Genomic DNA, 22,811 nt, shown 5'->3' with positions numbered 1-22,811 from the left:
CCGGTTGGAAGGGTGCTGCAACTGAAGGGACGGCTCAGGCAAAAAGCTCAAGCCGGACTTCTCAAACCTCACACCCTTTCGGAGCTCACCATGCAAAAGTTCAAGACCGTTCTCGCTGTCGCCGCCTTCCTCGCCGCCGGCGCCGCGTTCGCCGACAGCGTCGAGACGCACGTCAACGGCGTCAACCAGCAGCAGTCCAACGCGACCAACAGCCACCAGAAGATCGAAGCCGGCGTGGTCGACATGCAGACCCCGTCCAGCTCGTGGGCCTATGTGTACTCGACCAACCTGCGCCAGACCCAGAGCGGCACGTCGGGCCACACCCAAGAGATGACGATCGGCAAGATCGACAAGAACATCGGCAACCACTCGGCCTACGTGACGGCGCACAACATCACCCAGTACGCCAGCGGCGGCTCGGGCGGTTCGCAGAAGGTCAAGATCGGCGTGGTGGAGTGATTCGCCGCGGGCGCAGCTTGCTGCGCTGTGTTTGTGCACCGCGCCCGGACCCCTTCGCCGGGCGCGGTTCTCTTCGGAGAACGAGATGGAAAAGACCTCCCCGCTGTCGCTGCTCCTGACTGCCGTCGTGCTGGCCGTCGCCATCATCGCCACCGCGCTGCTGACCATCGGGGTTGCGCACGCCGCCACGTCCGAGCCCATGGACTTCGAGCCCCAGGTGCTCGCCAAGCTGGCCAAGGAAAAGGCGCGGGCGGGCTCGCAGAACGCCCAGGACGCCGCTGCCGGTGCCGCCCGCAAGGCCGGCCAGGACTGCGGCGCCGTCAACATCGGCAACGTGATCGGCGGCAATCGCGCCGGGTTCAGCCCGACCGAGGTGAACGTGATCATCACCGGTGACGTGATCAACGCCAACAACAAATGCAAGTAGCCCCCCCGCAGCGCCATCGGCGCTTCGCTCGAGGGGGCGTCTTCGGCGGACCGGCAGGGCCGGATCCGCGTCGGCCGCTGGATGCGGCCGGTGTTTTGCGAGGCCATCCGGTTGGGTGGCGCCGCAAGGCTCAAAGGTGGACACCATGAAGACCTCTTCCCTCCGGTTCATTGCACGTGCGCTGCCCATCGCGATGGCGGCGCTGGCAGGCTGCGCGACGCTCGATCCCAACCAGGCCGTGGTCGACAAGGTCAAGGAGGTCAAGACCGGTCCCAAGGCCGCGCCCGGGCGCTCCATCACCAACTTCTCCGCCGGCCTGCGTTGCATGGACAACCTGCTGCTGGACTACGGCACCCGCGACCTGACGGTGATCGTCGAGGACCTGGCCGACCAGACCAAGAAGGTCAATGCGGGCACCAAGGACATGCTGATCTCGGCCGTGTCCGACATGACGCGGCGCAGCCGCGCCATCCGCCTGGTCGCCTACGGCCAGGATTCGGGCAACACGCTCGGCTTCCTGTTCCAGGCGCTCAAGCGCGAGCACTTCGCGGTGGTGCCGCAGTACGCGCTGCGCGGCTCGATCAGCCAGTTCGACGACACCATCGTGCGCCGCAACGTCGATGCGGGCGTTGCGGTCACGCCCTACCTCAACCTCGGCTACGCGGGCACCGCATCGGCGTCCATCCTCGGCATCGACCTCACGATGCTGACCACGCAGGACCTCACCGTCGTGCCGGGCATCGCCTCGCGCAACCAGGTGATCCTGTTCAAGCAGGGCAAGGGCTTCGACGGCGACGCCGAGATCCGCAAGTTCGGCATCAACTTCAGCCTGTCGACCGGCACCAACGAAGGCCAGGCGCAGGCGCTGCGCACGCTCGTCGAGATGGCGTCCATCGAGCTCTTCGGCCGCCTTGCCAAGGTGCCGTACTGGACCTGCCTGGGCGCGACCGATGACGACCCCGACGTCGCGGCGGAGATCCGCGACTGGTACGACGCCATGGTCGCGCACCCCACCGAAATCATCGAGTACTTCCAGCTCCAGCTGCGCATGCGGCGGGTCTACGACGGCCCGATCGACGGCGTCGTCAATCCGCAGATCAAGGAAGCCGTGGCGCGCTACCGCGAGGCGCTGGGCCTGTCGCGCGAGCCCAAGCTGTCGCAGGACTTCCTCAAGGCCTACCTCAAGGCGGACCATCGGCAGCTCGAGGGCAAGGTGCAGCCGGTGCCGCCTGCCCCGGTGGCGGCCGCGCCGGCCAATGCACCCGCTGCGCCTGCCGCACCCGCGCCCACGGCCAATGGCCCGGCTGCGCCTGCCCCGACGGCCAAGCCCGCCGGGCCGGCATCCACGCCGCTGGCGCTTCGCCTGGCCACCGCCAATGAGGCGCGGCGTTTCGCCAAGGGCGAGGCGGTGCAGCTGACGGTGCGGCCCAACCGCGACGCCCACGTGTACTGCTTCCTGCAGGACGAGAACCAGAGGATCAGCCGCTTCTTCCCCAACCGCTTCCAGAAGGACTCGCGGGTGGCGGCCGCCCAGGGCGTGTCGCTGCCGGGCCAGATGCGCTTCGAGATCCGCATGAACCCCCGCGGCGTCCAGGAGACGGTGTCGTGCTTCGCCACCGAGCGGGACGTGCTGCCCGACCTGCCGGCCGGCGTCGCCGGCGGCGACTTCGACCCCCTGCCGGTGGGCACGCTGGAGCAGGTGCGGACCTTGTTCGTCAACGCGACCGGCGGCGTGCTGGCCCAGGAGTACTTCCATGTCCAACCGAAATAGGAGCGGCGCCCTGGTGCCGGCGGTGCTGGCGCTGGTGCTGGTCTCGGCGCTCGCGATTGCCGCCGACGACCCCCGCAACCCGCTCGACGGCCCGCCGGCCGCCCGCGCTGCCAGCGGCGAGACGCTGTACCAGGTGCGTTGCTGGCAGTACGGCCGGCTGCTGTTCGAGGAGCGCGACCTGACGCTGCCGCCCGAAGTCGCGGGCGGCCTCAAGCTGCGCGGCACCGACCGCAACCGTCAGCCGGTCTACGTGGCGGACACGGGCAGCGCCACCTGCCTCATCCGCAGCACGGCGGCGCGGCGCTGATGCACGGGGTTTCTCGTCGGCTCTGGCTGGCCGGGACGGCAGCGACGGCCGCGGGGCTGGCCGGCTGGCGACACGGTCGTGCGGCCCAGGCGCTGGCGGTTCAGGTGCGTCCGCTCGCCGGCATCGACAGCCTGCTGTGGGAGGCGGCCGGCGAGCTCGAGATCGTGCAGGTGCGCCACGGCGAGCGGCTGACGGTCGAGGCCGAGCCGGCCGTGCTGGCCAGGCTGGTCGCCGACATGCGCGACCGCCGATTGCGCCTCGGGTTCGGGCCGGGGCCCGTGCAGACCCAGCAGCCCGTCCGCTTCAGGGTCGAGCTGAACCGGCTGGCCCGGCTGGAGACTCGCGGCTCGGGCAGCGTTCGCATCGGGCCGCTTTCCGCCTCGGACCTGTCCCTGCGGCTTGCCGGCAGCGAGGAGCTGCAGTGCGAAGAGCTGCGCGCGCGCCTGCTCGAGGTGCGCCTCGAAGGTGCGGGCGAGGTGCGCATCGGCGCCGGCGAAGTCGAGCGCCAGGCCGTGGTCATCGCCGGCTCCGGCCGCTACATCGCACCTGGCCTGGCCAGCCGCCGCGCCGAGCTCGCGATCGACGGCAGCGGCGACATGAGCGTCGCCGTGTCGGGCGAGCTGCACGTGCGCATCGCCGGCAGCGGCGAGGTGGTCTACCGCGGCGATCCGCGGGTCGTGAAGACGATCACCGGCGCCGGCGACGTACGCCGCGAGGGCCTGTAGGGCTCACAAACATTGAACCCCTCCATCGGAATCGGCAACCCATTGCCGACATTCCCAAGGAGAAAATCATGGCCCGCCGCTTCCACCTCGCTTCGCTGCTTCTCGCATTGGCCGCCGGCTCGGCGCTGGCGCAGGACGTGCGCCTGTACGGCGCCGGCGAGTCGGTCGACCCGCGGGAAGTGGCCGGGATCCTGGATCAATCGCGGCCGATGAAGATGCGCTCCATCCGCCTGCTCGACGACACGCCGTCCGCGCAGACCGCCCAGCAGCCGCAGGATGCATCGCGCATCCGTTCGTCGGCGCTGGCGCTGCCGGTGCAGTTCGCCTTCGACTCGGCCGAGATCCAGCCGTCGGCGCGCCCGCAGCTCGACGCGCTGGCCGAGGGCATCCGCATGCTGCCGACGATCCAGTCGATCGTCATCGAAGGCCATACCGACGCGGTCGGCTCCGAGGCCTACAACGAGCAGCTCTCGCAGCGCCGGGCGCAGGCGGTCAAGCGCTACCTGGTCGCCTCGCACGGCATCGATGCGGCGCGCCTGCGCGCCGTGGGCCTGGGCGAGTTCGCGCCGCTGCAGGGGCGTGATCCCAATGCCTCGGAAAACCGGCGCGTGCAGTTCCGCGGCGAGTGAGCCCCCCAAAGTCCAAGGATGCTGCGGGGGAAACCTCCGTGCCAGTCCATTCGAGGCGAATTACCATGACCGCACACCACCCACCTCACGCCTTCGCGGCGCGCCAACAATGGACAACCACGAGGTGTTGCGCCTGCTCGAGCGCATCGGGCGCGCCGACGAGGCGGCGTTCCGCGACCTCTACCGCGCCTTCTCGCGCCGGCTCTACGCGTACGTGCTGAGGCAGCTCGGCGACCCCGCACAGGCAGAGGAAATCGTGGCAGACACCCTTTACGAAGTCTGGCGCCAGCCGGCCAAGTTCCGCGGCGACTCGCAGTTCAGCACCTGGCTGATCGGCATCGCCCGCAACAAGGTGCTGATGGCCTTTCGCTCGCGCAAGCCCGACGAGAAGCACGAGGACATCGCCGACGTGGCCGAAGTGATGCCGTCGGAGGACGCGAGCGCGTTCGAGATCCTCGCCCAGCAGCAGCGCCACGAAGGCGTGCGCCATTGCATGGACAAGCTGTCCGACGAGCACCGCGAATGCGTCCACCTCGTGTTCTACGAAGGCATGGCGCTGGCCGAGGTGGCCGCGGTGCAGTCGTGCCCCGAGAACACCGTCAAGACGCGCCTGTTCCACGCGCGCCAGAAACTGAAGAATTGTTTGAGACTGCTGCTGCAACGCGAAGGTGGTGGCACGTTGGCAGGAGCTGAATCATGAAATCGCGATTCGATGAACTGTTGCCCTTCTACGTGAACGGCTCGCTGGGCGAGGCAGACCGCGCCTTCGTCGAGGACTACCTGCGCGAGCATCCGAAGGCCGTCGCCGAGCTCGGCTGGTACCGGTCGCTGCAAAGCCGGCTGCGCGAGGACGTGCCCGCGGTTTCCAGCGAAGTCGGGCTCGAGCGTGCCCTGCAGCGCATCCGCACGGAGGGCCCGGCACCCGAGCGCGCGCGCCGCGCCACGCTGCCGCCGTCGCTGCTGACGACTTTGCGCGACTGGTTCGCCTCCCTCGTGCCGCAGCCGCTGCTCAAGCCGGCCTTCGCCGGCGCACTGGCGGTGGTCGCGCTGCAGGCGGTCGTCATCATCCAGCTGCTGGGCGAACGCGACGACGTGAGCGAGATCCGTGCAATGCAAGGCAGCGTGGTCGACAAGGGCCCGTACCTCAAGGTGAACTTCAAGGCCGACGCACGCGAGGCCGACATCCGGCTGCTGCTGGTCGAGGTCAACGGCAGCCTGGCGGCGGGCCCCGGCCAGCTCGGCGACTACTACGTTCGTGTCCCGGCGAGCCAGGTGAGCGCACTGGCCGACAAGCTGAAGGCGAGCGCCATCGTCGACGGCGTGGCCGTGGTCGACGCGCTGCCGGCGCGCTGAGGAGGCCGGCGATGCAGCGGACACGACGGAGTCTGTGCGCGGCCGCGATGCTTGCGATGGCCGGCGCGCCGGTCCGGGCCGCGGCGCCCTCGCTGCAAGGCGGCGACGAGCGCAAGGCGGCGCTCGTGATCGGCAACGGTGCGTACAAGGTCGGTGCCCTCAAGAATCCCGTCAACGACGCGCAGGCGATGGCCGCATCGCTGCGCACGCTCGGCTTCGACGTGGTGCTGCGCGAGAACACCTCGCTGCGCGACATGATCGAGGCCTTTCGCATCTTTTCGGTGAGCGCTCGCACGGCGCGCGTGCGCGTGGTCTTCTATGCCGGTCACGGCGTGCAGGTGAAGGGACGCAACTACCTGCTGCCGGTCGACACCGAGATCCGCGCCGAGGACGAGGTGCCCGCGAAAAGCGCCGACCTGAACGAGCTGCTCGACCGTCTGGGGCAGGCCCAGGGCATCAACATCGTGATCCTCGATGCCTGCCGCAACAACCCGTTCTCGGGCGCCGAGATCCTGGGCCCCGACGGACGGCGGCTCAAGTTCCGCGGCGCCACGCCGGCAGGGTTGGCGCCGGTGGAAGCGCCACTCGGCTCGATGGTCGCCTTCTCCACCGCTCCCGGTGGCGTGGCGCTCGACAATCCGGGCGAGAAGAACAGCCTCTACACCAAGCACCTGCTCGGCTTCATGCAGTCGCCCGGGCTGCCGGTGGAGCTGCTGTTCAAGCAGGTGCGGCTCAGCGTTGCGCGCGAGACCGGCCGCGTGCAGGTGCCCTGGGAAAGCTCCAGCCTCACCGGGGACTTCTGCTTCCGGCAGGGGCCCGCCGGCGGGTGCAGCGCGGGGCGGTGATGGCTCCCCCCCAAGTCGAATAGAACCGCCCTGGATCCACGTGCAACTGAAGGGCATCAGCGAACCGCCCTCAGGAGCACGAGATGAACGCCTCTGTCAACCAAGCCCAATACGAGCTGCGCTTCCAGTCGCTTTTCCATGAAGGCCGCGGCTATTCGTTCCCCTGCGACGCGTCCGGCCACGTCGACCTCGACGCGCTCGGCTCGAAGGCCCGGCTGAACTACTTCTACGCGCGCACCGTCATCGGACGCGAGTTCTCGATGCCGGCCGTGCTGCCGCGCACGCTGCACTGAGGCGGCCGGCGCGGCGTACCATCGCACGACGAGGTGGGGTGGCGGCAATGATCCCGATCCGATACCTGTGGCCCTGGATCGCCCTGGCGATCGCCGCCTGCACGGCGCCGCCGCAGTCGCCGCCCACAGCCGCCGCCGTCGCGGCCTCGTCTTCCGCCGAAGCACCGCGCATGCGAACCTTGCGCAGCGACGTGGCGTGCCCCCCGGAGTTCTCCGGCACCTGCTACCCGGTGTGGTTCGGCACCAATCGCAAGCCCCTCGATCCCGACGATCCGGCCAAGGGCTTCGGCGCCGACTTCGACGATCGCATGCACTTCGGCAAGCGAATCGTGCGCATCCCTTCGAGCCACCGGCCCGGCGAGCTCGGTTCGCCGCTGTGGCGGCGCCTGCTGACACGCGTCGACGACCGCATCACCGTCGACCCGGCCACCGTGCTGCCGGCCGACGCCTTCACGCGCGACGTGCGGCGCTTCCTGGCCGGACTGGATCCGGCCGACCGCAACGTCCTCGTCTACATCCACGGCTTCAACACCACCTTCGACGATGCGGCGCGCCGTGCCGCACAGCTCGGCTTCGACCTCAAGGTGCCGGGCATCACCGTGCTCTACAGCTGGCCTTCGCGGGGCACCGTGGGCGCCTACCTGAGCGACCTGTCGGCCATCGAGGCGAGCGAGGAGCACATCGCATCCTTCCTGGTCCAGGTGACGGCGATGGCCGACCGCGGCAAGGTCCACCTGATCGCCCACAGCATGGGCAACCGGGGGCTGCTTCGGGCCATGCACCGCGCCACCACGCAGGCGGCGCTGCGCAGCGGGACGCGCTTCGGGCAGATCTTCCTGTCGGCCCCGGACGTCGACGCCAACCTGTTTCGCCAGCTCGCCAGCGTGTACCCGCAGGTGTCGGAGCGCACGACGCTGTACGTCGCCGATCAGGACAAGGCCCTCGCGGCGCTCGAGTGGATGACCGAGGGCGGCCGCGCCGGTGGCGCCCCGCCGGTGCTCGTGCTGCCGGGCATCGACACGGTGCGGGTGCACGGCTCGAGCCTGTTCCGGCTCGGCCACAGCTATTTCGCCGAGGAGCCGGACGTGCTGCGCGACATCCGTGCGCAGCTGCACTTCCGGGAGCCGCCGGAACAGCGCCGCGCCCGCTACGGCTGGCCGGTGCGTGACGATGCGCCGGGAGCCAGCGGCGCCTGGGTCATCGGGCGCTGAGCGAGGCCCGTCGCCGCCAAGGCGAACTGTCGCGTTTTCGCATCGCCGGCCACTTTCCCGCCTCTTTTCCTGGATGACCCCGCCGGGTCGGCCGATACTACGCGCCGCGCCTGATCCGGGTGCACCGAATCCCGTTTACGGTCCAGCCTGCACCACCAGAGGCCATGACGGGTTGCTCCATCCCCCTGCCCAGTTGCCCGCTCTCTCCGGGAGGTCGTACGAATGAGTGATCTGGACGTTGCGGTCAGCGTGCTGGCCGTCGTCGCTTTCCCACTGGTGGGGATCGGCCCGATGCTGCTGCGCCTGCTGCGTCCGGCCGGCTACACGGTCTGGATGCTGCTGTGCAGCGCGACCGTCTACCTGCTGACCGGCGAGCTCTGGGCGACCGCGTTCACCGCCTGCCTGGCCGGTGCCGTGGTGGTTCCCCGCCGCACGGCCGCGGATCCAGCCGCCGTCGCGGGCGGCTATGCCAACGATCGGGGCTCGGCACTGCGCTGATGTCTCCCCCGGGCCTTGGCGCCACGGGCACGTGGTTTGCCGGTGACCGCGGGTCGGGATGGACACGTTGACGAAAGGAAGCTGCCATGGCCCGCTACAGCAACAAGGCATCCGACAAGGTCGAGAAGGCGATGCACGAGCGCAAGACCGGTGAGCTGAAAAGCGGCAAGTCCGGCAAGCCCGTGAAGAGCCGCGCCCAGGCGGTCGCGATCGGCCTGTCCGAGGCCCGCAAGGAAGGCGCGAAGGTGCCGAAGAAGTCCTCGTCGTCGAAGAAGAGCTCCTCGAAGTCCTCGCGCGCCGAGCACTAGGAGTCTGCGTCGCAGACTCGCCGCTAGGCGTAGCGCAATTCGCTCGCCTTGCCGCCGAACACGCGGTAGGCGAGCACCGTGTAGGCCGCGATCGCCGGCACCGAGACGGCGACGCCGATCAGGATCACCTTCAGCGCCTCCGGGCTGCTGGCGGCTTGCCAGATGGTGAGGCGGTCCATCACGACGAACGGGTACAGGCTGTAGGCGAGGCCGAAGAAGCCCAGCAGGAACACCGTCACCACGAGCGCGAACGGGATCCAGCACAGCGTGCCCAGCACCCGGTGCGAGTTGAGCATGCCGCGCGCGGCCAGCAGCGCGGTCACCGTCATCAGCGGGATGGGAAACAGCGCGATGAAGGCCGGCATGCTGAACCAGCGCTCGCGCACGGTGGGGCTCACCCACGGCGTGATGATCGAGATGAGCCCCATGCCGATCACCACCGGCAGCCAGGCGATCTTGGCCCATTCCACCGCGCGGCGCTGCAGGTCGTTCTCGGTCTTGAGGATGAGCCAGCATGCGCCCAGCAGCACGTAGGCGGCCGGCAGCGCCACGGCGATCGCGGCGGCGAACACCTGGTACTGCCAGCCGGGCTGCAGGCCGGTGATGTAGTGCCCCAGCATCCAGCCCTGCGATCCGGCCGCGATGCCGGAGCCGGCGAAGAAGGCGCGGTTCCACAACGGCTTGTGGGAGTCGCGCGCCTTGACGCGGAAATCGAAGGCCACACCGCGCAGGATGAGGCCGATGAGCATCAGCGCGACCGGCAGGTACATCGCGGTGAGCACGACGCCGTGCGCCTTCGGGAAGGCGATCAGCAGGATGCCCACGCCGAGCACCAGCCAGGTCTCGTTGGCGTCCCAGAATGGACCGATGGTGGCGATCATCATGTCCTTCTGCGCCTCGGTGGCACGCGGCATCAGCAGGCCCACGCCAAGGTCGTAGCCGTCGAGCACGACGTAGGTGAGCATGGCCAGGCCCATCACGGCCATGAAGATGATGGGCAACGCCTGGTCGAAGCTCATGCTGCGGTCCCTTCGGCCGCCGCGGCGGCCACGGCGCTGCCGCTTTGCGGCGTCTGCGGCCCTTCCTCGACGGGTTTCTCGGCCATGTACTTGATGACCGCGACATAAGCGGTGATCAGCGCGATGTAGAGCGTGATGTACATCGCGAGGGTCGACGCGATCATCCCCGAGGGCACCTTGGAGGCGACCTCCGCGGTGCGCACCAGCCCGTTCACGATGTAGGGCTGCCTTCCGATCTCGGTGACATACCAGCCGGCCAGCGTGGCCACCCAGCCGGAGAAGCTCATCGCCGTCAGCACCCACAGCACGGGCCGGGGCAGCGCGCTCGGGTCCCACCGGCGGCGGCGGTACATCCACCAGCCGGTCCAGCTCGACAGCAGCATCAGCACGCCGGTGCCGACCATCACGCGGAAGCTGAAGAACACCGGTGCGACGGGTGGATGCGCGTCAGGAAAGTCGTTGAGGCCCTGGATCTCGCCGTCGGGGTCATGGGCCAGGATGAGGCTGGCCGCACGCGGGATGCCGATGGCGTGGCGATTGGTGCGCGCCTTCTCGTCCGGCCAGGCGAACAGCAGCAGCGGGGCGCCGCGCTCGGTCTCCCAGATCGCCTCCATCGCGGCGATCTTCTGCGGCTGGTGCTGCAGCGTGTTGAGACCGTGCAGGTCGCCCACCAGCACCTGCACCGGCACCAGCACCGCGGCGACGGTGAGTGCCACGCGCAGCACCAGCGGCGTCGATGGGTTGGAGGCGCCCCGCAGCACCTGCCAGGCGCTGACGCCGGCGAGCAGGAAGCACACCGTCAGCGTGGACGCCAGCAGCATGTGCGTCAGGCGATAGGGAAAGGACGGATTCGACAGGATCTCGAGCCAGCTCGTCACGTGGAACACGCCGTCGCGGATCTCGAAGCCCACCGGCGTCTGCATCCAGGAGTCGAGGCAGAGGATCCAGAAGGCACTGATGGTGGTGCCCAGGGCCACCAGAAAGGTCGACGTGAAGTGCAGCTTCTCGCTGACGCGGCCGTGGCCGAACAGCATGATGCCGAGAAAGCTCGCTTCCAGGAAAAACGCCGTGAGCACCTCGTAGCCGAGCAGCGGCCCGGCGATGTTGCCGATGCGCTCCATGTAGCCCGGCCAGTTGGTGCCGAACTGGAAGCTCATCGTGATGCCGCTCACCACGCCGAGCGCGAAGGTCAGCGCGAACACCTTGGTCCAGAAGCGATAGGCCGCGAGCCACGGCTCGCTGCGCGTGCGCAGCCAGCGCCAGCGGAAGAACAGCAGCATCCAGCCGAGCGCGATGCTGATGGTCGGAAACAGGATGTGGAACGACATGTTGGCCGCGAACTGGGCGCGGGCGAGCAGGACGGCATCCATGCGCGGCGGTCTCCTAGGTCCGTGGGGGCAGGGCGGGCTTGCCCTTGCCGGCGAATTCGAGCAGGCGCTGCACCTTGGCGCCCATCTTCATCAGCTGCGCCAGGGTGCGCGCGTCGAGCCGCTGAACGTCGTCGAACCAGGTCGTCATGAGCTCGATCAGGTCGTGCATGCCCTTCATCCGCTGCTGGGCGATGCGGTCCTCGTCGCTGGTGGGCTGCTCGAGCAGCGCGTTGCGCAGCATCGACAGCGTCGGCTCGATCTCGCGGCGCCGCCGCTCCTCGGCGAGGGTGCGGAAGATCTCCCAGGCGTCGCTGGGCGCGTCGAAGTACTCGCGCCGGTCACCGGGCAGGTGGCGCAGGCTCACCAGCCGCCAGGCCTGCAGCTCCTTGAGCCCCATGCTGACGTTGGAGCGCGAGAACTCGAGCGCCTCGGCGATCTCGTCGGCGTTGACCGGCTGCGGCGAGACGAAGATCAGCGCGTAGATCTGCCCGACGGTGCGGTTGATGCCCCAGCGGCTGCCCATCTCTCCGAAGTGGCTGACGAAGCTGCGGACGAGCGGGGTGAGCGCGGGCATGAGGGCATTCTATGGAGAACTTTCAGGAATTACTGAAAGTTCGGCAAAAGCCCCTGCAGCGAGGCAGGGTCGGCGGATGGCCGTCAGGCCTGCGCCCAGTACACCGCGAAGGCGTTGTCGGCCGACGTCCAGCAGCGGCTGGTGGCGAACCCCGCCTTGGAGAGCAGCGCGGCAAACGATTCCACCGTGTACTTGTACGAGTTCTCGGTGTGCAGGCGCTCGCCGGCCGCGAAGGCACGCTCGCCGCCGGGCCAGCGCACGATCAGCGCCCGGCGGGCTTCGAGGTGCATCTCGATGCGCGACTGCGCGCGGTCGAACAGCGCCAGGTGTCGCCACTGCGTCGGATCGAAGTCGGTGCCGATCGCGCGGTTCATGTTGCGCAGCAGGTTGAGGTTGAAGGCGGCCGTGACGCCCAGCGCATCGTCGTACGCGGCCTCGAGCGCTGCCACCGGCTTGACCAGGTCGACCCCGACCAGCAGTCCACCGCCGGCCGCTTGCACCCGCACGCCCGCCAGGAAGGCGCAGGCCTGCGACGGCGTGAAGTTGCCGATGCTGGAGCCCGGATAGAAGAACACCGCGCGCTCGCCGGGCGTCAGCACGCCAGGGGGCAAGGCGGGAGATTGCGAGAAGTCCATGCCGACGCCGACGATGTCCAGCGCGGGGTGTTCGCGCTGCAGTGCGCGCAACGCTTCCTGCAGGTAGTCGGCCGAGATGTCGACCGCCACGTAGCGCGACGCGTCGAGGAGCGGCAGCAGGCGCGCGGCCTTGGCGCAGTTGCCGGCGCCGAGATCGACGAAGGTGCTGCCGCGGCCGACGCACGCTGCCATCTCGCCGCCGCGCGCGGCGAAGATGGCCGCTTCGGTGCGCGTCGGGTAGTACTCGGGCAGCTCCGTGATCGCATCGAACAGATGCGATCCGAGGCGGTCGTAGAAGTACTTCGGCGAGGCTTCGGCCGGCGTGCGTTGCAGGCCGGCGATCGCGGCGGCACGCTCCTCCTCCGAGTCGCTGCGGTGGGTCTGGATGAATCGCGGCGTGTGTCTTGTCATCGTTTCCTCGCGAGGGCCGGGCCATCTTGCCGGCTCGGCATGGCCCTGTCGTCGACGTAGTCGATTTCCATCCCGCTCGGCTTACGCCCGGCAATGCCCGTGCCCGGACGGTGGCCGGCGCCCGACCCGCGATAATCGCCGTCTGGTTTCTCCGAGGCAGACAAGAGATGCGGTCCATGCTCATCGGCTTCTCGATCAACGAAATCCTCTTCCTCGCGACCCTGCTCACCGGCGCGTGCTGGCTGGCCTGGCGCTTCAAGCTGCGCCGCATGGACCACGCACCGGTGAAAAAGCCGCTGTGGGTGAGCTTCGGCGCCGAGCTGTTCGCCGTGGTCGCGCTGATGTTCACCTGCCGCGTCGCCGTGGCCGACTGGCCCAAGGTGCCCAGCGGCTCGATGGAGCCCACCTTGCGGGTCGGCGACTACCTGCTCGTCAACCATTTCGCCTACGGGCCGCGGCTGCCGTTCACCAACACCGCTTTCGAATGGGGACGCCCTCAGCGCGGCGACGTGGTCGTGTTCCGCTATCCCCTGGACGTCTCGCAGTTCTACGTGAAGCGCCTGGTCGGCCTGCCCGGCGACCGCGTGTCCTTCCTCGACGGCGTCGTCAGCGTCAACGGTGAGCCCTTCGATGTGCAGCAGGTCGGCGACGGAACCGCCGCCGAGGACCGCGGCCAGCTTCTGGTGCGCGAGACCGCCGGCGCCGCGGCTCGCGAGTTGAAGATCAATCCGTTCGTGCAGGGCCGGCTGCCGCTGAACCTGGGGGATCCCGGGCTTGCGGCGCATTGCCGCAGCGAGCGTGCCGGCGCCTGGGAGTGCGCGGTGCCGGCCGGCCAGTACCTGATGCTCGGCGACAACCGCGACAACTCGGCCGATTCCCGCATCTGGGGCTTCCTGCCGCACGAGCAGGTGTATGGCAAGGCGGTGCGCGTGCTGTTCAACTTCGGCGACCTGAAGCGCGCATGGACGGCGTTGTGACGGGAGGCGAGCGCCAGGACCTGGCCGGCAAGCACATCGTCCTGGGGCTGTCGGGCGGCATCGCCTGCTACAAGGCTGCCGACCTGACGCGCGAGCTGGTGAAGGCCGGCGCCACCGTGCAGGTCGTGATGACCGAGGCGGCCGAGCACTTCATCACCGCCACCACGCTGCAGGCGCTGTCGAATCGCAAGGTCTACACCAGCCAGTGGGATGCGCGCGAGCCCAACAGCATGGCGCACATCAACCTCACGCGCGAAGCCGATGCGGTGCTCGTCGCCCCGGCCAGCGCCGACTTCATGGCGCGGCTGGCCACCGGTCGTGCCGACGAGCTGCTGAGCCTGCTGTGCCTGGCGCGGCCGATCGAGCGCTGCCCGCTGCTGCTCGCGCCGGCGATGAACCGCGAGATGTGGGCGCATCCGGCCACGCAGCGCAACCTGGCGCAGCTGCGCGCAGACCGCACCACCATCCTCGGCCCGGCCGCTGGGGACCAGGCCTGCGGCGAAATCGGCGACGGTCGCATGCTGGAGGCCGACGAGCTGCTGGCGGACATGGTGGCCTTCTTCCAGCCGAAGGCGCTGCTCGGTCGCCGCGTGCTCATCACTGCCGGGCCGACCTTCGAGCCGATCGATCCGGTGCGCGGCATCACCAACCTGTCCAGCGGCAAGATGGGGTTCGCCATCGCGCGCGCGGCGCAGGAGGCCGGCGCGCAGGTGACGCTGGTGGCCGGCCCGGTGCACCTGCCCACGCCCCGGGGCGTGCGGCGCATCGACGTGCGCACGGCGCAGCAGATGCACGACGCGGTGCTGCCGGCGGCCGCGCAGCACGACGTCTTCGTCGCGACGGCGGCCGTGGCCGACTGGCGGCCGGCCACGCTGTCCGAGCAGAAGATCAAGAAGAACGGCAACAAGGTCGCCCCCGCCTTCGAGCTGACCGAGAACCCCGACATCCTCGCGGCAGTCGCGCGCCTGCCGAAGCGGCCTTTCTGCGTCGGCTTCGCGGCCGAGAGCCATGACCTGCTGAAGCACGCGCGCGAGAAGCTGGAGCGCAAGAACGTGCCCCTGATCATCGGCAACCTCGGCCCGGCCACCTTCGGCCGCGATGACAACGCGCTTCTGCTGGTCGACGCGCGCGGCCAGCGCGAGCTGCCGACTGCGGACAAGCTCACGCTGGCGCGGCAGCTCGTCGCCGAAATCGCATCCCGACTCTCTTCCCACACCGCATGACCATCATCGACGTGAAAGTGCTCGACCGCCGCATGGCCGAGCAGATGCCCGCCTACGCCACGCCCGGCAGCGCCGGCCTGGATCTGCGCGCCTGCCTGGATGCGCCGCTGCTGCTGGAGCCGGGCCAGTCGCAGCTCATCCCCACAGGGCTCGCCATCCACATCGGCGACCCCGGGCTGGCCGCGATGATCCTTCCGCGCTCGGGACTGGGCCACAAGCACGGCATCGTGCTGGGCAACCTGGTGGGCCTCATCGACTCCGACTACCAGGGTCCCCTGATGGTGAGCTGCTGGAACCGCGGCCAGGCAACGTTCACCGTCCAGCCGATGGAGCGCATCGCGCAGCTCGTCATCGTGCCGGTGGTGCAGGCGAGCTTCCACGTGGTGGACGACTTCGAGCAGTCGCACCGCGGCGAGGGCGGATTCGGCTCCACGGGTAAGCATTGATCCCGTAGCCCGCACGCCCCGTTGGGGTGCATGCTGGGGGTCGCATCCGGCGGTCGGCGGGCGCGCGGTTTGCCGGGCAACATTGCAGCAACACCGCCTGCACATGATGGCCGGCTGCCCCTCGATTCCACGCAAGCCGAACACTCGCATGAACAACAAGATCCTAGGGGCCGCCGCGGTCCTCGCGCTGCTGCTGACGGGATGCGGCAAGTCCGATGCGCCCACCGCCGCCTCGCCGGCATCGAGCGCCTCCGCGGCCGGCGCGCCGGTCAGCGTGAGCACCGTGCGCGCCGAGCAGCGCGACGTCGAAGTGGCGCTCGACGCGACCGGCACCGTGACCTCGCTCAACAGCGTCGAGATCCGTCCTCAGGTCGCTGCCGTCGTCGACAAGGTGCATGTGCGCGAGGGCCAGTTCGTGCGCGTGGGCGAGCCGCTGTTCACCCTCGATGCCCGCGCCATGCAGACCGACGTGGCGAAGGCGCAGGCGCAGCTCCAGCGCGACCTCGCTTCGCTGGCCGATGCCGAGCGCAACCTGGCGCGCAGCAAGGAGCTGGTGGCGCAGAACTTCGTGTCGCAGGTGGCGGTCGACACCAACCAGACGCTGGTCGACGCGCAGCGCGCGGCGGTGGCGGCTGACCGGGCGGCCGTCGAGGCGGCGCGCGTGAGCCTGTCGTACAGCCGCATCGTCGCCCCGTACGCCGGCCGCGCCGGCCTGGTGCCGGTTGCGCCCGGCAGCTTCGTGTCGCCGAGCACCGCCACGCCACTGGTCACCATCACGCAGCTCGACCCGATCGCGGTGGCCTTCAGCCTGCCGCAGCGCAACCTGTCCGATGCGCTGCAGACGCTGCGCAGCGGCGGCGGCCGCGTCACCGTGGTGCTGCCCGAGGGCCGCGGCTCGATGCAGGGCAGGCTTCACTTCGTCGACAACGTCGTCGACGCGTCCTCCGGCGCGGTGAAGGTGAAGGCGGTGTTCGACAACCCCGAAGAGAAGCTGTGGCCGGGGGCTTTCGTCGGCGTCAAGCTCGCCGTGCAGACGCTCAAGGGGGCCATCGTGGTGCCGCAGGCCGCCATCGTGCAGGGCGCGCGCGGCAAGGTTGTGTTCGTCGTGGACGCGAACGACAAGGTGCAGTCCAAACCGGTCGAGGTGGTGCAGGCGGTCGGCCAGGATGCGGTGGTGACCGGCGTGCAAGCCGGCGAGCGCATCATCGTGGACGGCCGGCAGAACGTGCGACCCGGCGTCGCGGTCGTCGAGCGGGCCGCCGGCGGCGCCAGCGGTCCGGGGCAGGGTCGGCGCAGTGGTGCATCGACGCCGGGCTCGGGAGCGTCGCCATGACGTCGCCAGCCCGAGCAGACGAGGGGCTGTCATGAACCTGTCGGAGCTGTTCGTCCGCCGTCCGGTGATGACGGTGCTTCTCAATGCGGCCATCGTGGTGGCCGGCATCATCGGCTACCGCAGCATCCCGGTGGCTGCGCTGCCGAGCTACAACACGCCGGTCATCAACGTGTCGGCATCGTTGCCGGGCGCCAGTCCCGAGACCATGGCCTCCTCGGTGGCGCTGCAGCTCGAGAAGCAGTTCTCGACCATCCCGGGCCTGTCCGTCATCAGCTCCAGCAACACGCTGGGCAACACCTCGCTGACGCTGGAGTTCGACGAAGGTCGCGACATCGACGCCGCGTCGGTCGACGTGCAGGCCGCGCTGCTGCGCGCGCAGCGCTCGCTGCCCGACGACATGACCAGTCCGCCGTCGTATCGCAAGGTCAACCCGGCCGACGCGCCGGTGCTGCTGATCGCGATGACCTCGCCGTCGCTGAACCTGTCGGACCTGAACGACTACGCCGAGCACCTGATCTCGCCGACGCTGTCCACGCTGGAAGGCGTGGCGCAGGTAAACATCTTCGGCCAGAAGCGCTTTGCGGTGCGGGTGCGCGTGCTGCCCGATGCGCTCGCGGCGCGCAACATCAGTCTCGACGAGCTCACTGCTGCGCTTCGCGGCGCCAACGCCAACACGCCGGTCGGCACGCTCGAAGGCCCGCGGCAGACGCTGACCCTGCAGGCCAACCGCCAGCTGCGCAATGCCGCCGAATTCGCCGAGCTCATCGTCAGCAGCCGCAACGGCAACCCGGTGCGGCTGCGCGACGTGGCGCAGGTGGAAGACAGCTTCGAGACCGTCAAGACCTCGGCCAGCTTCAACGGCGAGAGCTCGATCACCCTCGCGGTGCTGCGCCAGCCCGACGCCAACACCGTGAAGGTCGTCGACGCGGTGCGCAGGGCCCTGCCGGGCTTCGAGGCGCAGCTGCCGCAATCGGTGCGCCTCACGCCGGTCAACGACCGCTCGGTGTCGGTGCGCGAGGCGCTGCACGACGTCACGCTGACGATGCTCGGGACGATCGCGCTGGTGGTGCTGGTGATCTTCCTGTTCCTGCGCCGCTTCGTCGCCACGGTGATTCCCACGCTGTCGCTGCCGGTGTCGCTGGTCGGCGCCATCGCGCTGCTGTGGGCCTTCGGCTACACGATCGACAACATCTCGCTGCTCGGGCTCACGCTCGCGGTGGGCCTGGTGGTCGACGACGCCATCGTGATGCTCGAGAACATCATGCGACACGTGGAGGAGGGCATGCCGCCCTTCGAGGCGGCGCTCAAGGGCTCGCGCGAGGTCGGCTTCACCATCATCTCGATCTCGAGCTCGCTGATCGCGGTCTTCATCCCGATCTTCTTCATGCCTGGCGTCATCGGCCTGCTGTTCCACGAGTTCGCGGTCATCGTGTCGCTGGCGATCGTGGTGTCTGCCTTCGTTTCGCTGACCCTCGTTCCCATGCTGGCCGCACGCTTCCTCACCGACGAGCAGCACAAGAAGCCGCCGGGCGCGCTGGTGCGCGTCTTCAGCCGCGCCTTCGACGCAACGCTGGCGCTGTACACGCGCACGCTGGATGGCGCCCTGCGTCATCGCAAGTCGGTGCTGGTCGTCGCGTTGCTCACGTTCGCGGCCACCGCGTGGCTGTTCGCGGCGATTCCCAAGGGCTTCTTCCCCGAGGAGGACATCGGGCAGATCCAGGTGTCCACCGAAGCGTCCGAGGACACCTCCTTTCCCGAGATGGTGCGGCTGCAGGACCGCGTCGCCGCGATCCTGCGCGAGGACCCCAACGTGCTGACCGTCAGCTCGTTCAACGGCGGCAGCGGCGCACAGAACTCCGGCCGCATGTTCATCAACCTCAAGCCGCGCGCGCAGCGCCCTCCGATGAAGCAGGTGATCGAGGGCCTGCGCCGCAAGCTGCGTGACGTGGCCGGCATCACGGTCTTCATGCGGCCCATCCAGAACCTGCAGCTGGGCGGTCGGCAGAGCAAGGCGCAGTACCAGTACATCCTGCAGAGCGTGAAGGCCGACGAGCTGAGCGACTGGGCCGCCAGGCTGCAGGAGCGGCTGCGCGCCGATCCGGCCTTCCGCGACGTGACCAGCGACTCGCAGCTGCGAGGCCTGCAGGCCTCGCTGCGCATCGACCGCGATCGCGCCAACACGCTGGGCGTGTCCATCGATGCGGTGCGCAACGCGCTGTTCAGCGCCTTCGGCGAGCGTCAGGTCTCGACCATCTACACGCCCGTCGACAGCTATCAGGTGATCATGGAGGTGGCGCCCAACGCCAAGCAGGACGAGAGCGCCTTCAACAACATCTATGTGCGATCGAGCACCGGCGCGCTGGTGCCGCTGTCGAGCTTCGCGACCGTGGAGCGCACGGTGGGGCCCACCTCGATCAACCACGTGGGTCAGCTGCAGGCCGTGACGGTGTCTTTCAACCTCGGGCCCGGCGTGGCGCTCGGCGACGCCACGGCGAAGATCGAGCAGGCACGCGAGCAGATCCGCATGCCGGCGACGATCATCACGAGCTACGGCGGCGACGCCGCCGTGTTCAAGAGCTCGCAGGGCAGCCAGGCCCTCCTCATCATCGCGGCGCTGCTCGTCATCTATGTGCTGCTGGGCGTGCTGTACGAGAGCTACATCCATCCGATCACCATCCTTGCCGGCCTGCCGTCGGCCGCGGTGGGCGCGCTGCTGATGCTGCGCCTGTTCGGCATGGACCTCACGCTCATCGCGACGATCGGCATCCTGCTGCTGATCGGCATCGTGAAGAAGAACGCGATCATGATGATCGACTTCGCGCTCGATGCGCAGCGCACGCAGGGCATGCCGGCCGAGCAGGCGATCCGCGAGGCATGCATCCTGCGCTTTCGCCCGATCATGATGACCACGCTGGCCGCGCTCATGGGCGCGATCCCGATCGCCCTCGGCCTGGGCGCCGGCGCCGAGCTGCGTCAGCCGCTGGGCCTCGCAGTCGTCGGCGGGCTGGTGTTCTCGCAGGCGATCACGCTGTACATCACGCCGGTGATCTACCTTGCGCTCGACCGCTTCAGCGGCAAGGGGCCCGTGACGACGCCGGAGCAGGCCGCGGCACATTCCTGAGCGAAGCCGGCCCGCGGTCGCCGGCTTGCGGGACGGCGTTCTAGAGCCGCTGCATCAGCATGCCGCGCCGGTACGTTTCGGCGATCAGCATGCGCGGGCCTTCCGGCGTGACGATGCGGTAGGCGCGTGCCGACGCCGGATCCGGCGTGCCGACCATGCCCCACAGGCGGTGGTGGAGGGCAGCCGCATCGGACACGCTTTCGCGTCGCACCCACAGGCGCGCGAGCAGGTGGCCGATGGGAGCCTGGCCCGCCTCGAGCTCGCGTTGCAGCGTGCCGTCGAGGCCGTGCAAGGCGATGTAGGTGAGGTTGTCCATCATCACCTCGCCGTGCGCGGCCAGGCTGGTGATGCGCTCGATGAAGCGCGCGCCGGGCAACGCCTCGCGCACCAGCAAGGGAACGTTCTCGGTGGGCGCCTGGTGCAGCACCTGCAGCGAGACAGGACCATCCGCGATGGTCTCGCACAGGCGCGTCGTCGAGCCGTTCTGCGCCAGCAGCAGGCGCAGCAGGCGGCGTGCGTCGTTGTCGGCGGAATCGGGATCGATGAAGCGCTCGCGGCGCCAGGAACTGGGAAGCGGGGAGGACATGACGCGGTAGAGCCTCGCGGCCCGGAGCAAAGCGGACAGGAGACGCGGTCAGTGAAGCTGCGAGCCCGTAGGCGCGGCGTTCATCACCGTGAACGCCGGCTGGCCGACGCTGCCGGCCTCGATCTCTTCGTCGGTGGCTTCGCGCACCTCACGCACCTTGAGGTCCAGGCGCAATGCGATGCCGGCGAGCGGATGATTGCCATCGAGCACCACGTGCGTCGGATAGACCTCGGTCACGGTGTAGATGGCATCGGCCGGCATGCCTTCGGTCTTCGCGCCCTCGGGCACGCCGTCGAACTGCATGCCCGGCTCGACCTGCTCGGGAAAGATCGAGCGCTCCTCGAAGAACACGAGATCGGGGTCGTACTCGCCAAAGGCGTGCTCGGGCTCCAGATGGAGCTTGGCTTCGAAGCCGACGTCCTGGTCCTGCAGCGCTTCCTCGACCTTCGCCAGCAGGTCGTCGCCGCCGAAGAAGAACTCCACGGGGTCCTGCAATTCGTCGATCAGGTTGCCCTGAGTGTCTTCGAGCCGCCAGACCAGGCTGACGACACAAGGCGCGGTGATGTTCATCGGGAAATCATCGCACAGGCCACAATTCCATCCATGGATATCGCAGTCGCCACGCCCCTTCTGGGCGGACTCTCGCCGCAGGTCTTCATGCGTCGCCACTGGCAGAAGCAACCTCTGCTCATCCGCCAGGCCGTGCCCGGCGTGAAGCCGCCGCTGTCGCGCCATGAGCTGTTCGCTTTGGCCGCCGACGACACCGTGGAGTCGCGAATCGTCGAGCACCGCGACGATGGCTGGACGCTGCGCCACGGGCCTTTCTCGCGGCGCCAGCTTCCCGGCGTGAAGCAGGCGGCGTGGACGCTTCTCGTGCAGGGAGTCGATCTCCACGTCGATGCCGCCCATGAGCTGCTCTCGCGTTTTCGCTTCGTGCCCGACGCACGGCTCGACGATCTGATGGTCTCGTATGCGACCGACGGCGGCGGCGTCGGCCCGCACTTCGATTCGTACGACGTGTTCCTGCTGCAAGTACAGGGCCGCCGCCGCTGGCGCATCGGCCGGCTGCAAGATGCGCAGCTGCAGCCCGACGTGCCGCTGAAGATCCTCGCGCGCTTCGCGCCCGAGGAGGAGTGGGTCCTCGAGCCGGGCGACATGCTGTACCTGCCGCCTCGCTGGGCGCACGATGGCGTCGCCGAAGGCGAATGCATGACGTGCTCCATCGGCTTTCGCGCACCGGCCAAGGACGAAATCGGTCGCGAAGTGCTGCAGCGAGTGCTCGACGCCGAGGAGCCGAGCGCCGCGCCGCTGCTGTACCGCGATTCCTCGCAGGCGGCGACCGATGCACCGGCGCGCATCCCGGCCACGCTGCAGGCCTTCATGTCCGAGGCGGTGCTGCGCTTGGCGGAGAACCCGAAGACCTTGGCCTGCGCGCTGGGAGAGTGGCTCAGCGAACCCAAGCAGAGCGTGAGCTTCGAGGCCGGCGCGCCGCTCGTCCGCGACTGCGATCTGGTGCTCGACCGTCGCACCCGCATGCTGTACGACGACGAGCATGTGTTCATCAACGGCGAGCCCTACCGCGCCGCGGGGGCCGACGCCGCGCTGATGCGGCAGCTGGCCGACCGACGCGGCCTTTCCGCAGCCCAGTGCAAAGGCGCGAGCGATGCTGCGCGGCAGTTGCTGGCCGACTGGGCCGAAGCCGGCTGGCTGCATCCCACGACTCCTCAGGAGGAATCATGACTGCACCGCTGCATCTGCCCATCGAGACGCGCCGGCAATTCCACGATGCCCTGCGCGAGGCTTTCGCAGAGATGGCGCGCGTGGGTTGTCGCGAAGCGTGGATCAGCGATGAGGACTTCGCCGACTGGCCGCTCGGCGAGCTTGCGGTGATCGAGCACCTTGGGGCATGGGCGATGTCGCATCGCAGGCTGGTCGTCGTGGCGCGCCACTACGACGAGGTGGTGCGGCGCCATGCACGCTGGGTCGAGTGGCGCCGACAGTGGTCGCACGTGGTTGAATGCCGCGCTTTCGAAGAAGCCGAAGTGGGGCAGATTCCGACGCTGCTGCTGGCGGCCGACCTTCTCGCGGTGCGACTGGTTGATCCGCTCCGCCACCGGGGGGCGGTGTCGCGTGAAACGGGCGATCTGCTTCGTTTTCGCGAATTGATTGATGCGGTTTCGCAACGATCGGTGGAGTCGTTTCCGGCCACCATACTCGGTCTGTGACAAGCTTCGGCCTATAATCGCAGGCTGGACCACAGAGATGCTCGAGCTCTCTTGGTCCTCTGAGC

26 protein-coding genes are annotated in these 22,811 nt (G+C 68.9%); 20 read left to right on the top strand and 6 right to left on the bottom strand.

Annotation, left to right across the window (positions count from 1 at the left end; genetic code table 11):
- Positions 1–90 precede the first annotated feature (90 nt).
- The 13 genes from P7V53_RS18140 to P7V53_RS18080 all read left to right on the top strand — a co-directional run bounded on the left by P7V53_RS18140 (position 91) and on the right by P7V53_RS18080 (position 8,826).
- Positions 91–459, top strand: a complete 369-nt coding sequence (locus P7V53_RS18140) for a hypothetical protein (RefSeq protein ID WP_280150901.1) — start codon at positions 91–93, stop codon at positions 457–459.
- A gap of 85 nt (positions 460–544) precedes the next feature.
- Positions 545–886 carry a hypothetical protein gene (locus tag P7V53_RS18135; RefSeq protein WP_280150899.1) on the top strand — a complete coding sequence of 114 codons (342 nt, stop codon included), beginning with the start codon at positions 545–547 and terminating at the stop codon, positions 884–886.
- Between the two features lie 145 nt (positions 887–1,031).
- Positions 1,032–2,657 carry a DUF4384 domain-containing protein gene (locus P7V53_RS18130; protein ID WP_280150897.1) on the top strand — a complete coding sequence of 542 codons (1,626 nt, stop codon included), beginning with the start codon at positions 1,032–1,034 and terminating at the stop codon, positions 2,655–2,657.
- Positions 2,641–2,964, top strand: coding sequence for a hypothetical protein (locus tag P7V53_RS18125; protein WP_280150895.1), 324 nt, complete (start codon positions 2,641–2,643; stop codon positions 2,962–2,964). The genes P7V53_RS18130 and P7V53_RS18125 overlap by 17 nt, the downstream gene beginning before the upstream one ends.
- Positions 2,964–3,689, top strand: coding sequence for a DUF2807 domain-containing protein (locus P7V53_RS18120; protein ID WP_280150894.1), 726 nt, complete (start codon positions 2,964–2,966; stop codon positions 3,687–3,689). Before P7V53_RS18125 ends, P7V53_RS18120 begins: the two co-directional genes overlap by 1 nt.
- 68 nt (positions 3,690–3,757) lie before the next feature.
- Complete coding sequence (locus tag P7V53_RS18115) at positions 3,758–4,318, top strand: OmpA family protein (protein ID WP_280150893.1); 561 nt, start codon at positions 3,758–3,760, stop codon at positions 4,316–4,318.
- A 109-nt stretch (positions 4,319–4,427) separates the two neighbouring features.
- Positions 4,428–5,018: a sigma-70 family RNA polymerase sigma factor gene (locus P7V53_RS18110; RefSeq protein WP_280150892.1), complete on the top strand. Its 591-nt coding sequence runs from the start codon at positions 4,428–4,430 to the stop codon at positions 5,016–5,018.
- Positions 5,015–5,671, top strand: a complete 657-nt coding sequence (locus tag P7V53_RS18105) for a hypothetical protein (RefSeq protein WP_280150891.1) — start codon at positions 5,015–5,017, stop codon at positions 5,669–5,671. Before P7V53_RS18110 ends, P7V53_RS18105 begins: the two co-directional genes overlap by 4 nt.
- Before the next feature lie 11 nt (positions 5,672–5,682).
- A complete protein-coding gene (locus P7V53_RS18100) occupies positions 5,683–6,516 on the top strand; it encodes a caspase family protein (RefSeq protein WP_280150890.1) in 834 nt (277 codons plus the stop codon).
- An 83-nt stretch (positions 6,517–6,599) separates the two neighbouring features.
- A complete protein-coding gene (locus tag P7V53_RS18095; RefSeq protein WP_280150889.1) occupies positions 6,600–6,809 on the top strand; it encodes a hypothetical protein in 210 nt (69 codons plus the stop codon).
- A gap of 47 nt (positions 6,810–6,856) precedes the next feature.
- Positions 6,857–8,020 (top strand): alpha/beta hydrolase, encoded by a 1,164-nt coding sequence (locus tag P7V53_RS18090; RefSeq protein WP_280150888.1) that lies wholly within the window; start codon positions 6,857–6,859, stop codon positions 8,018–8,020.
- A 222-nt stretch (positions 8,021–8,242) separates the two neighbouring features.
- Complete coding sequence (locus P7V53_RS18085; RefSeq protein ID WP_280150887.1) at positions 8,243–8,518, top strand: hypothetical protein; 276 nt, start codon at positions 8,243–8,245, stop codon at positions 8,516–8,518.
- A gap of 86 nt (positions 8,519–8,604) precedes the next feature.
- Positions 8,605–8,826, top strand: a complete 222-nt coding sequence (locus tag P7V53_RS18080) for a DUF6496 domain-containing protein (protein ID WP_280150886.1) — start codon at positions 8,605–8,607, stop codon at positions 8,824–8,826.
- A 23-nt stretch (positions 8,827–8,849) separates the two neighbouring features.
- On the opposite strand, the gene P7V53_RS18075 is transcribed toward P7V53_RS18080, so the two are convergent.
- The 4 genes from P7V53_RS18075 to egtD all read right to left on the bottom strand — a co-directional run bounded on the left by P7V53_RS18075 (position 8,850) and on the right by egtD (position 12,835).
- Positions 8,850–9,845, bottom strand: coding sequence for a cytochrome d ubiquinol oxidase subunit II (locus P7V53_RS18075; RefSeq protein ID WP_280150885.1), 996 nt, complete (start codon positions 9,843–9,845; stop codon positions 8,850–8,852).
- On the bottom strand, positions 9,842–11,215 hold the full coding sequence (locus tag P7V53_RS18070; RefSeq protein WP_280150884.1) for a cytochrome ubiquinol oxidase subunit I: 1,374 nt from the start codon (positions 11,213–11,215) through the stop codon (positions 9,842–9,844). The genes P7V53_RS18075 and P7V53_RS18070 overlap by 4 nt, the downstream gene beginning before the upstream one ends.
- Before the next feature lie 13 nt (positions 11,216–11,228).
- Positions 11,229–11,789, bottom strand: a complete 561-nt coding sequence (locus tag P7V53_RS18065) for a GbsR/MarR family transcriptional regulator (protein WP_280150883.1) — start codon at positions 11,787–11,789, stop codon at positions 11,229–11,231.
- A gap of 83 nt (positions 11,790–11,872) precedes the next feature.
- Positions 11,873–12,835, bottom strand: coding sequence for an L-histidine N(alpha)-methyltransferase (egtD, locus tag P7V53_RS18060; RefSeq protein WP_280150882.1), 963 nt, complete (start codon positions 12,833–12,835; stop codon positions 11,873–11,875).
- 167 nt (positions 12,836–13,002) lie between these two features.
- Between egtD and lepB the strand changes: the two genes are divergently transcribed.
- From lepB to P7V53_RS18035, 5 genes are all read left to right on the top strand, one after another.
- Positions 13,003–13,812, top strand: a complete 810-nt coding sequence (gene lepB, locus P7V53_RS18055) for a signal peptidase I (protein ID WP_280150881.1) — start codon at positions 13,003–13,005, stop codon at positions 13,810–13,812.
- Positions 13,797–15,035: a bifunctional phosphopantothenoylcysteine decarboxylase/phosphopantothenate--cysteine ligase CoaBC gene (gene coaBC, locus P7V53_RS18050; RefSeq protein WP_280150879.1), complete on the top strand. Its 1,239-nt coding sequence runs from the start codon at positions 13,797–13,799 to the stop codon at positions 15,033–15,035. Before lepB ends, coaBC begins: the two co-directional genes overlap by 16 nt.
- The gene (gene dut, locus P7V53_RS18045; RefSeq protein WP_280150877.1) at positions 15,032–15,481 is read left to right on the top strand and encodes a dUTP diphosphatase; all 450 of its coding nucleotides are present in this window, start codon (positions 15,032–15,034) and stop codon (positions 15,479–15,481) included. Before coaBC ends, dut begins: the two co-directional genes overlap by 4 nt.
- A gap of 148 nt (positions 15,482–15,629) precedes the next feature.
- A complete protein-coding gene (locus P7V53_RS18040) occupies positions 15,630–16,814 on the top strand; it encodes an efflux RND transporter periplasmic adaptor subunit (RefSeq protein WP_280150876.1) in 1,185 nt (394 codons plus the stop codon).
- 31 nt (positions 16,815–16,845) lie between these two features.
- Positions 16,846–19,935, top strand: a complete 3,090-nt coding sequence (locus P7V53_RS18035; protein ID WP_280150875.1) for an efflux RND transporter permease subunit — start codon at positions 16,846–16,848, stop codon at positions 19,933–19,935.
- A gap of 40 nt (positions 19,936–19,975) precedes the next feature.
- Here the strand turns inward: P7V53_RS18035 and P7V53_RS18030 are convergent, their stop codons facing one another.
- Entirely contained in the window at positions 19,976–20,521 is a 546-nt protein-coding gene (locus P7V53_RS18030; protein WP_280150874.1) for a hypothetical protein, read from the bottom strand.
- 48 nt (positions 20,522–20,569) lie between these two features.
- Positions 20,570–21,091, bottom strand: coding sequence for a peptidylprolyl isomerase (locus tag P7V53_RS18025; RefSeq protein ID WP_280150873.1), 522 nt, complete (start codon positions 21,089–21,091; stop codon positions 20,570–20,572).
- Positions 21,092–21,124: 33 nt separating this feature from the next.
- Between P7V53_RS18025 and P7V53_RS18020 the strand changes: the two genes are divergently transcribed.
- Entirely contained in the window at positions 21,125–22,261 is a 1,137-nt protein-coding gene (locus tag P7V53_RS18020) for a cupin domain-containing protein (protein ID WP_280150872.1), read from the top strand.
- Positions 22,258–22,746, top strand: a complete 489-nt coding sequence (locus tag P7V53_RS18015; RefSeq protein ID WP_280150871.1) for a hypothetical protein — start codon at positions 22,258–22,260, stop codon at positions 22,744–22,746. The genes P7V53_RS18020 and P7V53_RS18015 overlap by 4 nt, the downstream gene beginning before the upstream one ends.
- The last annotated feature ends 65 nt before the right edge of the window (positions 22,747–22,811 follow it).

This window comes from Piscinibacter sp. XHJ-5, assembly GCF_029855045.1.
Taxonomy (GTDB): Bacteria; Pseudomonadota; Gammaproteobacteria; order Burkholderiales; family Burkholderiaceae_C; genus Albitalea.
Note: the sequence above shows the minus strand (reverse complement) of the source record. Positions and strands in the feature narration are given on the sequence as shown.

Excerpts from the sequence above, each read along its gene's own strand:
- P7V53_RS18140 (WP_280150901.1), top strand. The coding sequence starts at position 91 with ATGCAAAAGTTCAAGACCGTTCTCGCTGTCGCCGCCTTCCTCGCCGCC.
- P7V53_RS18135 (WP_280150899.1), top strand. The coding sequence starts at position 545 with ATGGAAAAGACCTCCCCGCTGTCGCTGCTCCTGACTGCCGTCGTGCTG.
- P7V53_RS18130 (WP_280150897.1), top strand. The coding sequence starts at position 1,032 with ATGAAGACCTCTTCCCTCCGGTTCATTGCACGTGCGCTGCCCATCGCG.
- P7V53_RS18125 (WP_280150895.1), top strand. The coding sequence starts at position 2,641 with ATGTCCAACCGAAATAGGAGCGGCGCCCTGGTGCCGGCGGTGCTGGCG.
- P7V53_RS18120 (WP_280150894.1), top strand. The coding sequence starts at position 2,964 with ATGCACGGGGTTTCTCGTCGGCTCTGGCTGGCCGGGACGGCAGCGACG.
- P7V53_RS18115 (WP_280150893.1), top strand. The coding sequence starts at position 3,758 with ATGGCCCGCCGCTTCCACCTCGCTTCGCTGCTTCTCGCATTGGCCGCC.
- P7V53_RS18110 (WP_280150892.1), top strand. The coding sequence starts at position 4,428 with ATGGACAACCACGAGGTGTTGCGCCTGCTCGAGCGCATCGGGCGCGCC.
- P7V53_RS18105 (WP_280150891.1), top strand. The coding sequence starts at position 5,015 with ATGAAATCGCGATTCGATGAACTGTTGCCCTTCTACGTGAACGGCTCG.
- P7V53_RS18100 (WP_280150890.1), top strand. The coding sequence starts at position 5,683 with ATGCAGCGGACACGACGGAGTCTGTGCGCGGCCGCGATGCTTGCGATG.
- P7V53_RS18095 (WP_280150889.1), top strand. The coding sequence starts at position 6,600 with ATGAACGCCTCTGTCAACCAAGCCCAATACGAGCTGCGCTTCCAGTCG.
- P7V53_RS18090 (WP_280150888.1), top strand. The coding sequence starts at position 6,857 with ATGATCCCGATCCGATACCTGTGGCCCTGGATCGCCCTGGCGATCGCC.
- P7V53_RS18085 (WP_280150887.1), top strand. The coding sequence starts at position 8,243 with ATGAGTGATCTGGACGTTGCGGTCAGCGTGCTGGCCGTCGTCGCTTTC.
- P7V53_RS18080 (WP_280150886.1), top strand. The coding sequence starts at position 8,605 with ATGGCCCGCTACAGCAACAAGGCATCCGACAAGGTCGAGAAGGCGATG.
- P7V53_RS18075 (WP_280150885.1), bottom strand. The coding sequence starts at position 9,845 with ATGAGCTTCGACCAGGCGTTGCCCATCATCTTCATGGCCGTGATGGGC.
- P7V53_RS18070 (WP_280150884.1), bottom strand. The coding sequence starts at position 11,215 with ATGGATGCCGTCCTGCTCGCCCGCGCCCAGTTCGCGGCCAACATGTCG.
- P7V53_RS18065 (WP_280150883.1), bottom strand. The coding sequence starts at position 11,789 with ATGCCCGCGCTCACCCCGCTCGTCCGCAGCTTCGTCAGCCACTTCGGA.
- egtD (WP_280150882.1), bottom strand. The coding sequence starts at position 12,835 with ATGACAAGACACACGCCGCGATTCATCCAGACCCACCGCAGCGACTCG.
- lepB (WP_280150881.1), top strand. The coding sequence starts at position 13,003 with ATGCGGTCCATGCTCATCGGCTTCTCGATCAACGAAATCCTCTTCCTC.
- coaBC (WP_280150879.1), top strand. The coding sequence starts at position 13,797 with ATGGACGGCGTTGTGACGGGAGGCGAGCGCCAGGACCTGGCCGGCAAG.
- dut (WP_280150877.1), top strand. The coding sequence starts at position 15,032 with ATGACCATCATCGACGTGAAAGTGCTCGACCGCCGCATGGCCGAGCAG.
- P7V53_RS18040 (WP_280150876.1), top strand. The coding sequence starts at position 15,630 with ATGAACAACAAGATCCTAGGGGCCGCCGCGGTCCTCGCGCTGCTGCTG.
- P7V53_RS18035 (WP_280150875.1), top strand. The coding sequence starts at position 16,846 with ATGAACCTGTCGGAGCTGTTCGTCCGCCGTCCGGTGATGACGGTGCTT.
- P7V53_RS18030 (WP_280150874.1), bottom strand. The coding sequence starts at position 20,521 with ATGTCCTCCCCGCTTCCCAGTTCCTGGCGCCGCGAGCGCTTCATCGAT.
- P7V53_RS18025 (WP_280150873.1), bottom strand. The coding sequence starts at position 21,091 with ATGAACATCACCGCGCCTTGTGTCGTCAGCCTGGTCTGGCGGCTCGAA.
- P7V53_RS18020 (WP_280150872.1), top strand. The coding sequence starts at position 21,125 with ATGGATATCGCAGTCGCCACGCCCCTTCTGGGCGGACTCTCGCCGCAG.
- P7V53_RS18015 (WP_280150871.1), top strand. The coding sequence starts at position 22,258 with ATGACTGCACCGCTGCATCTGCCCATCGAGACGCGCCGGCAATTCCAC.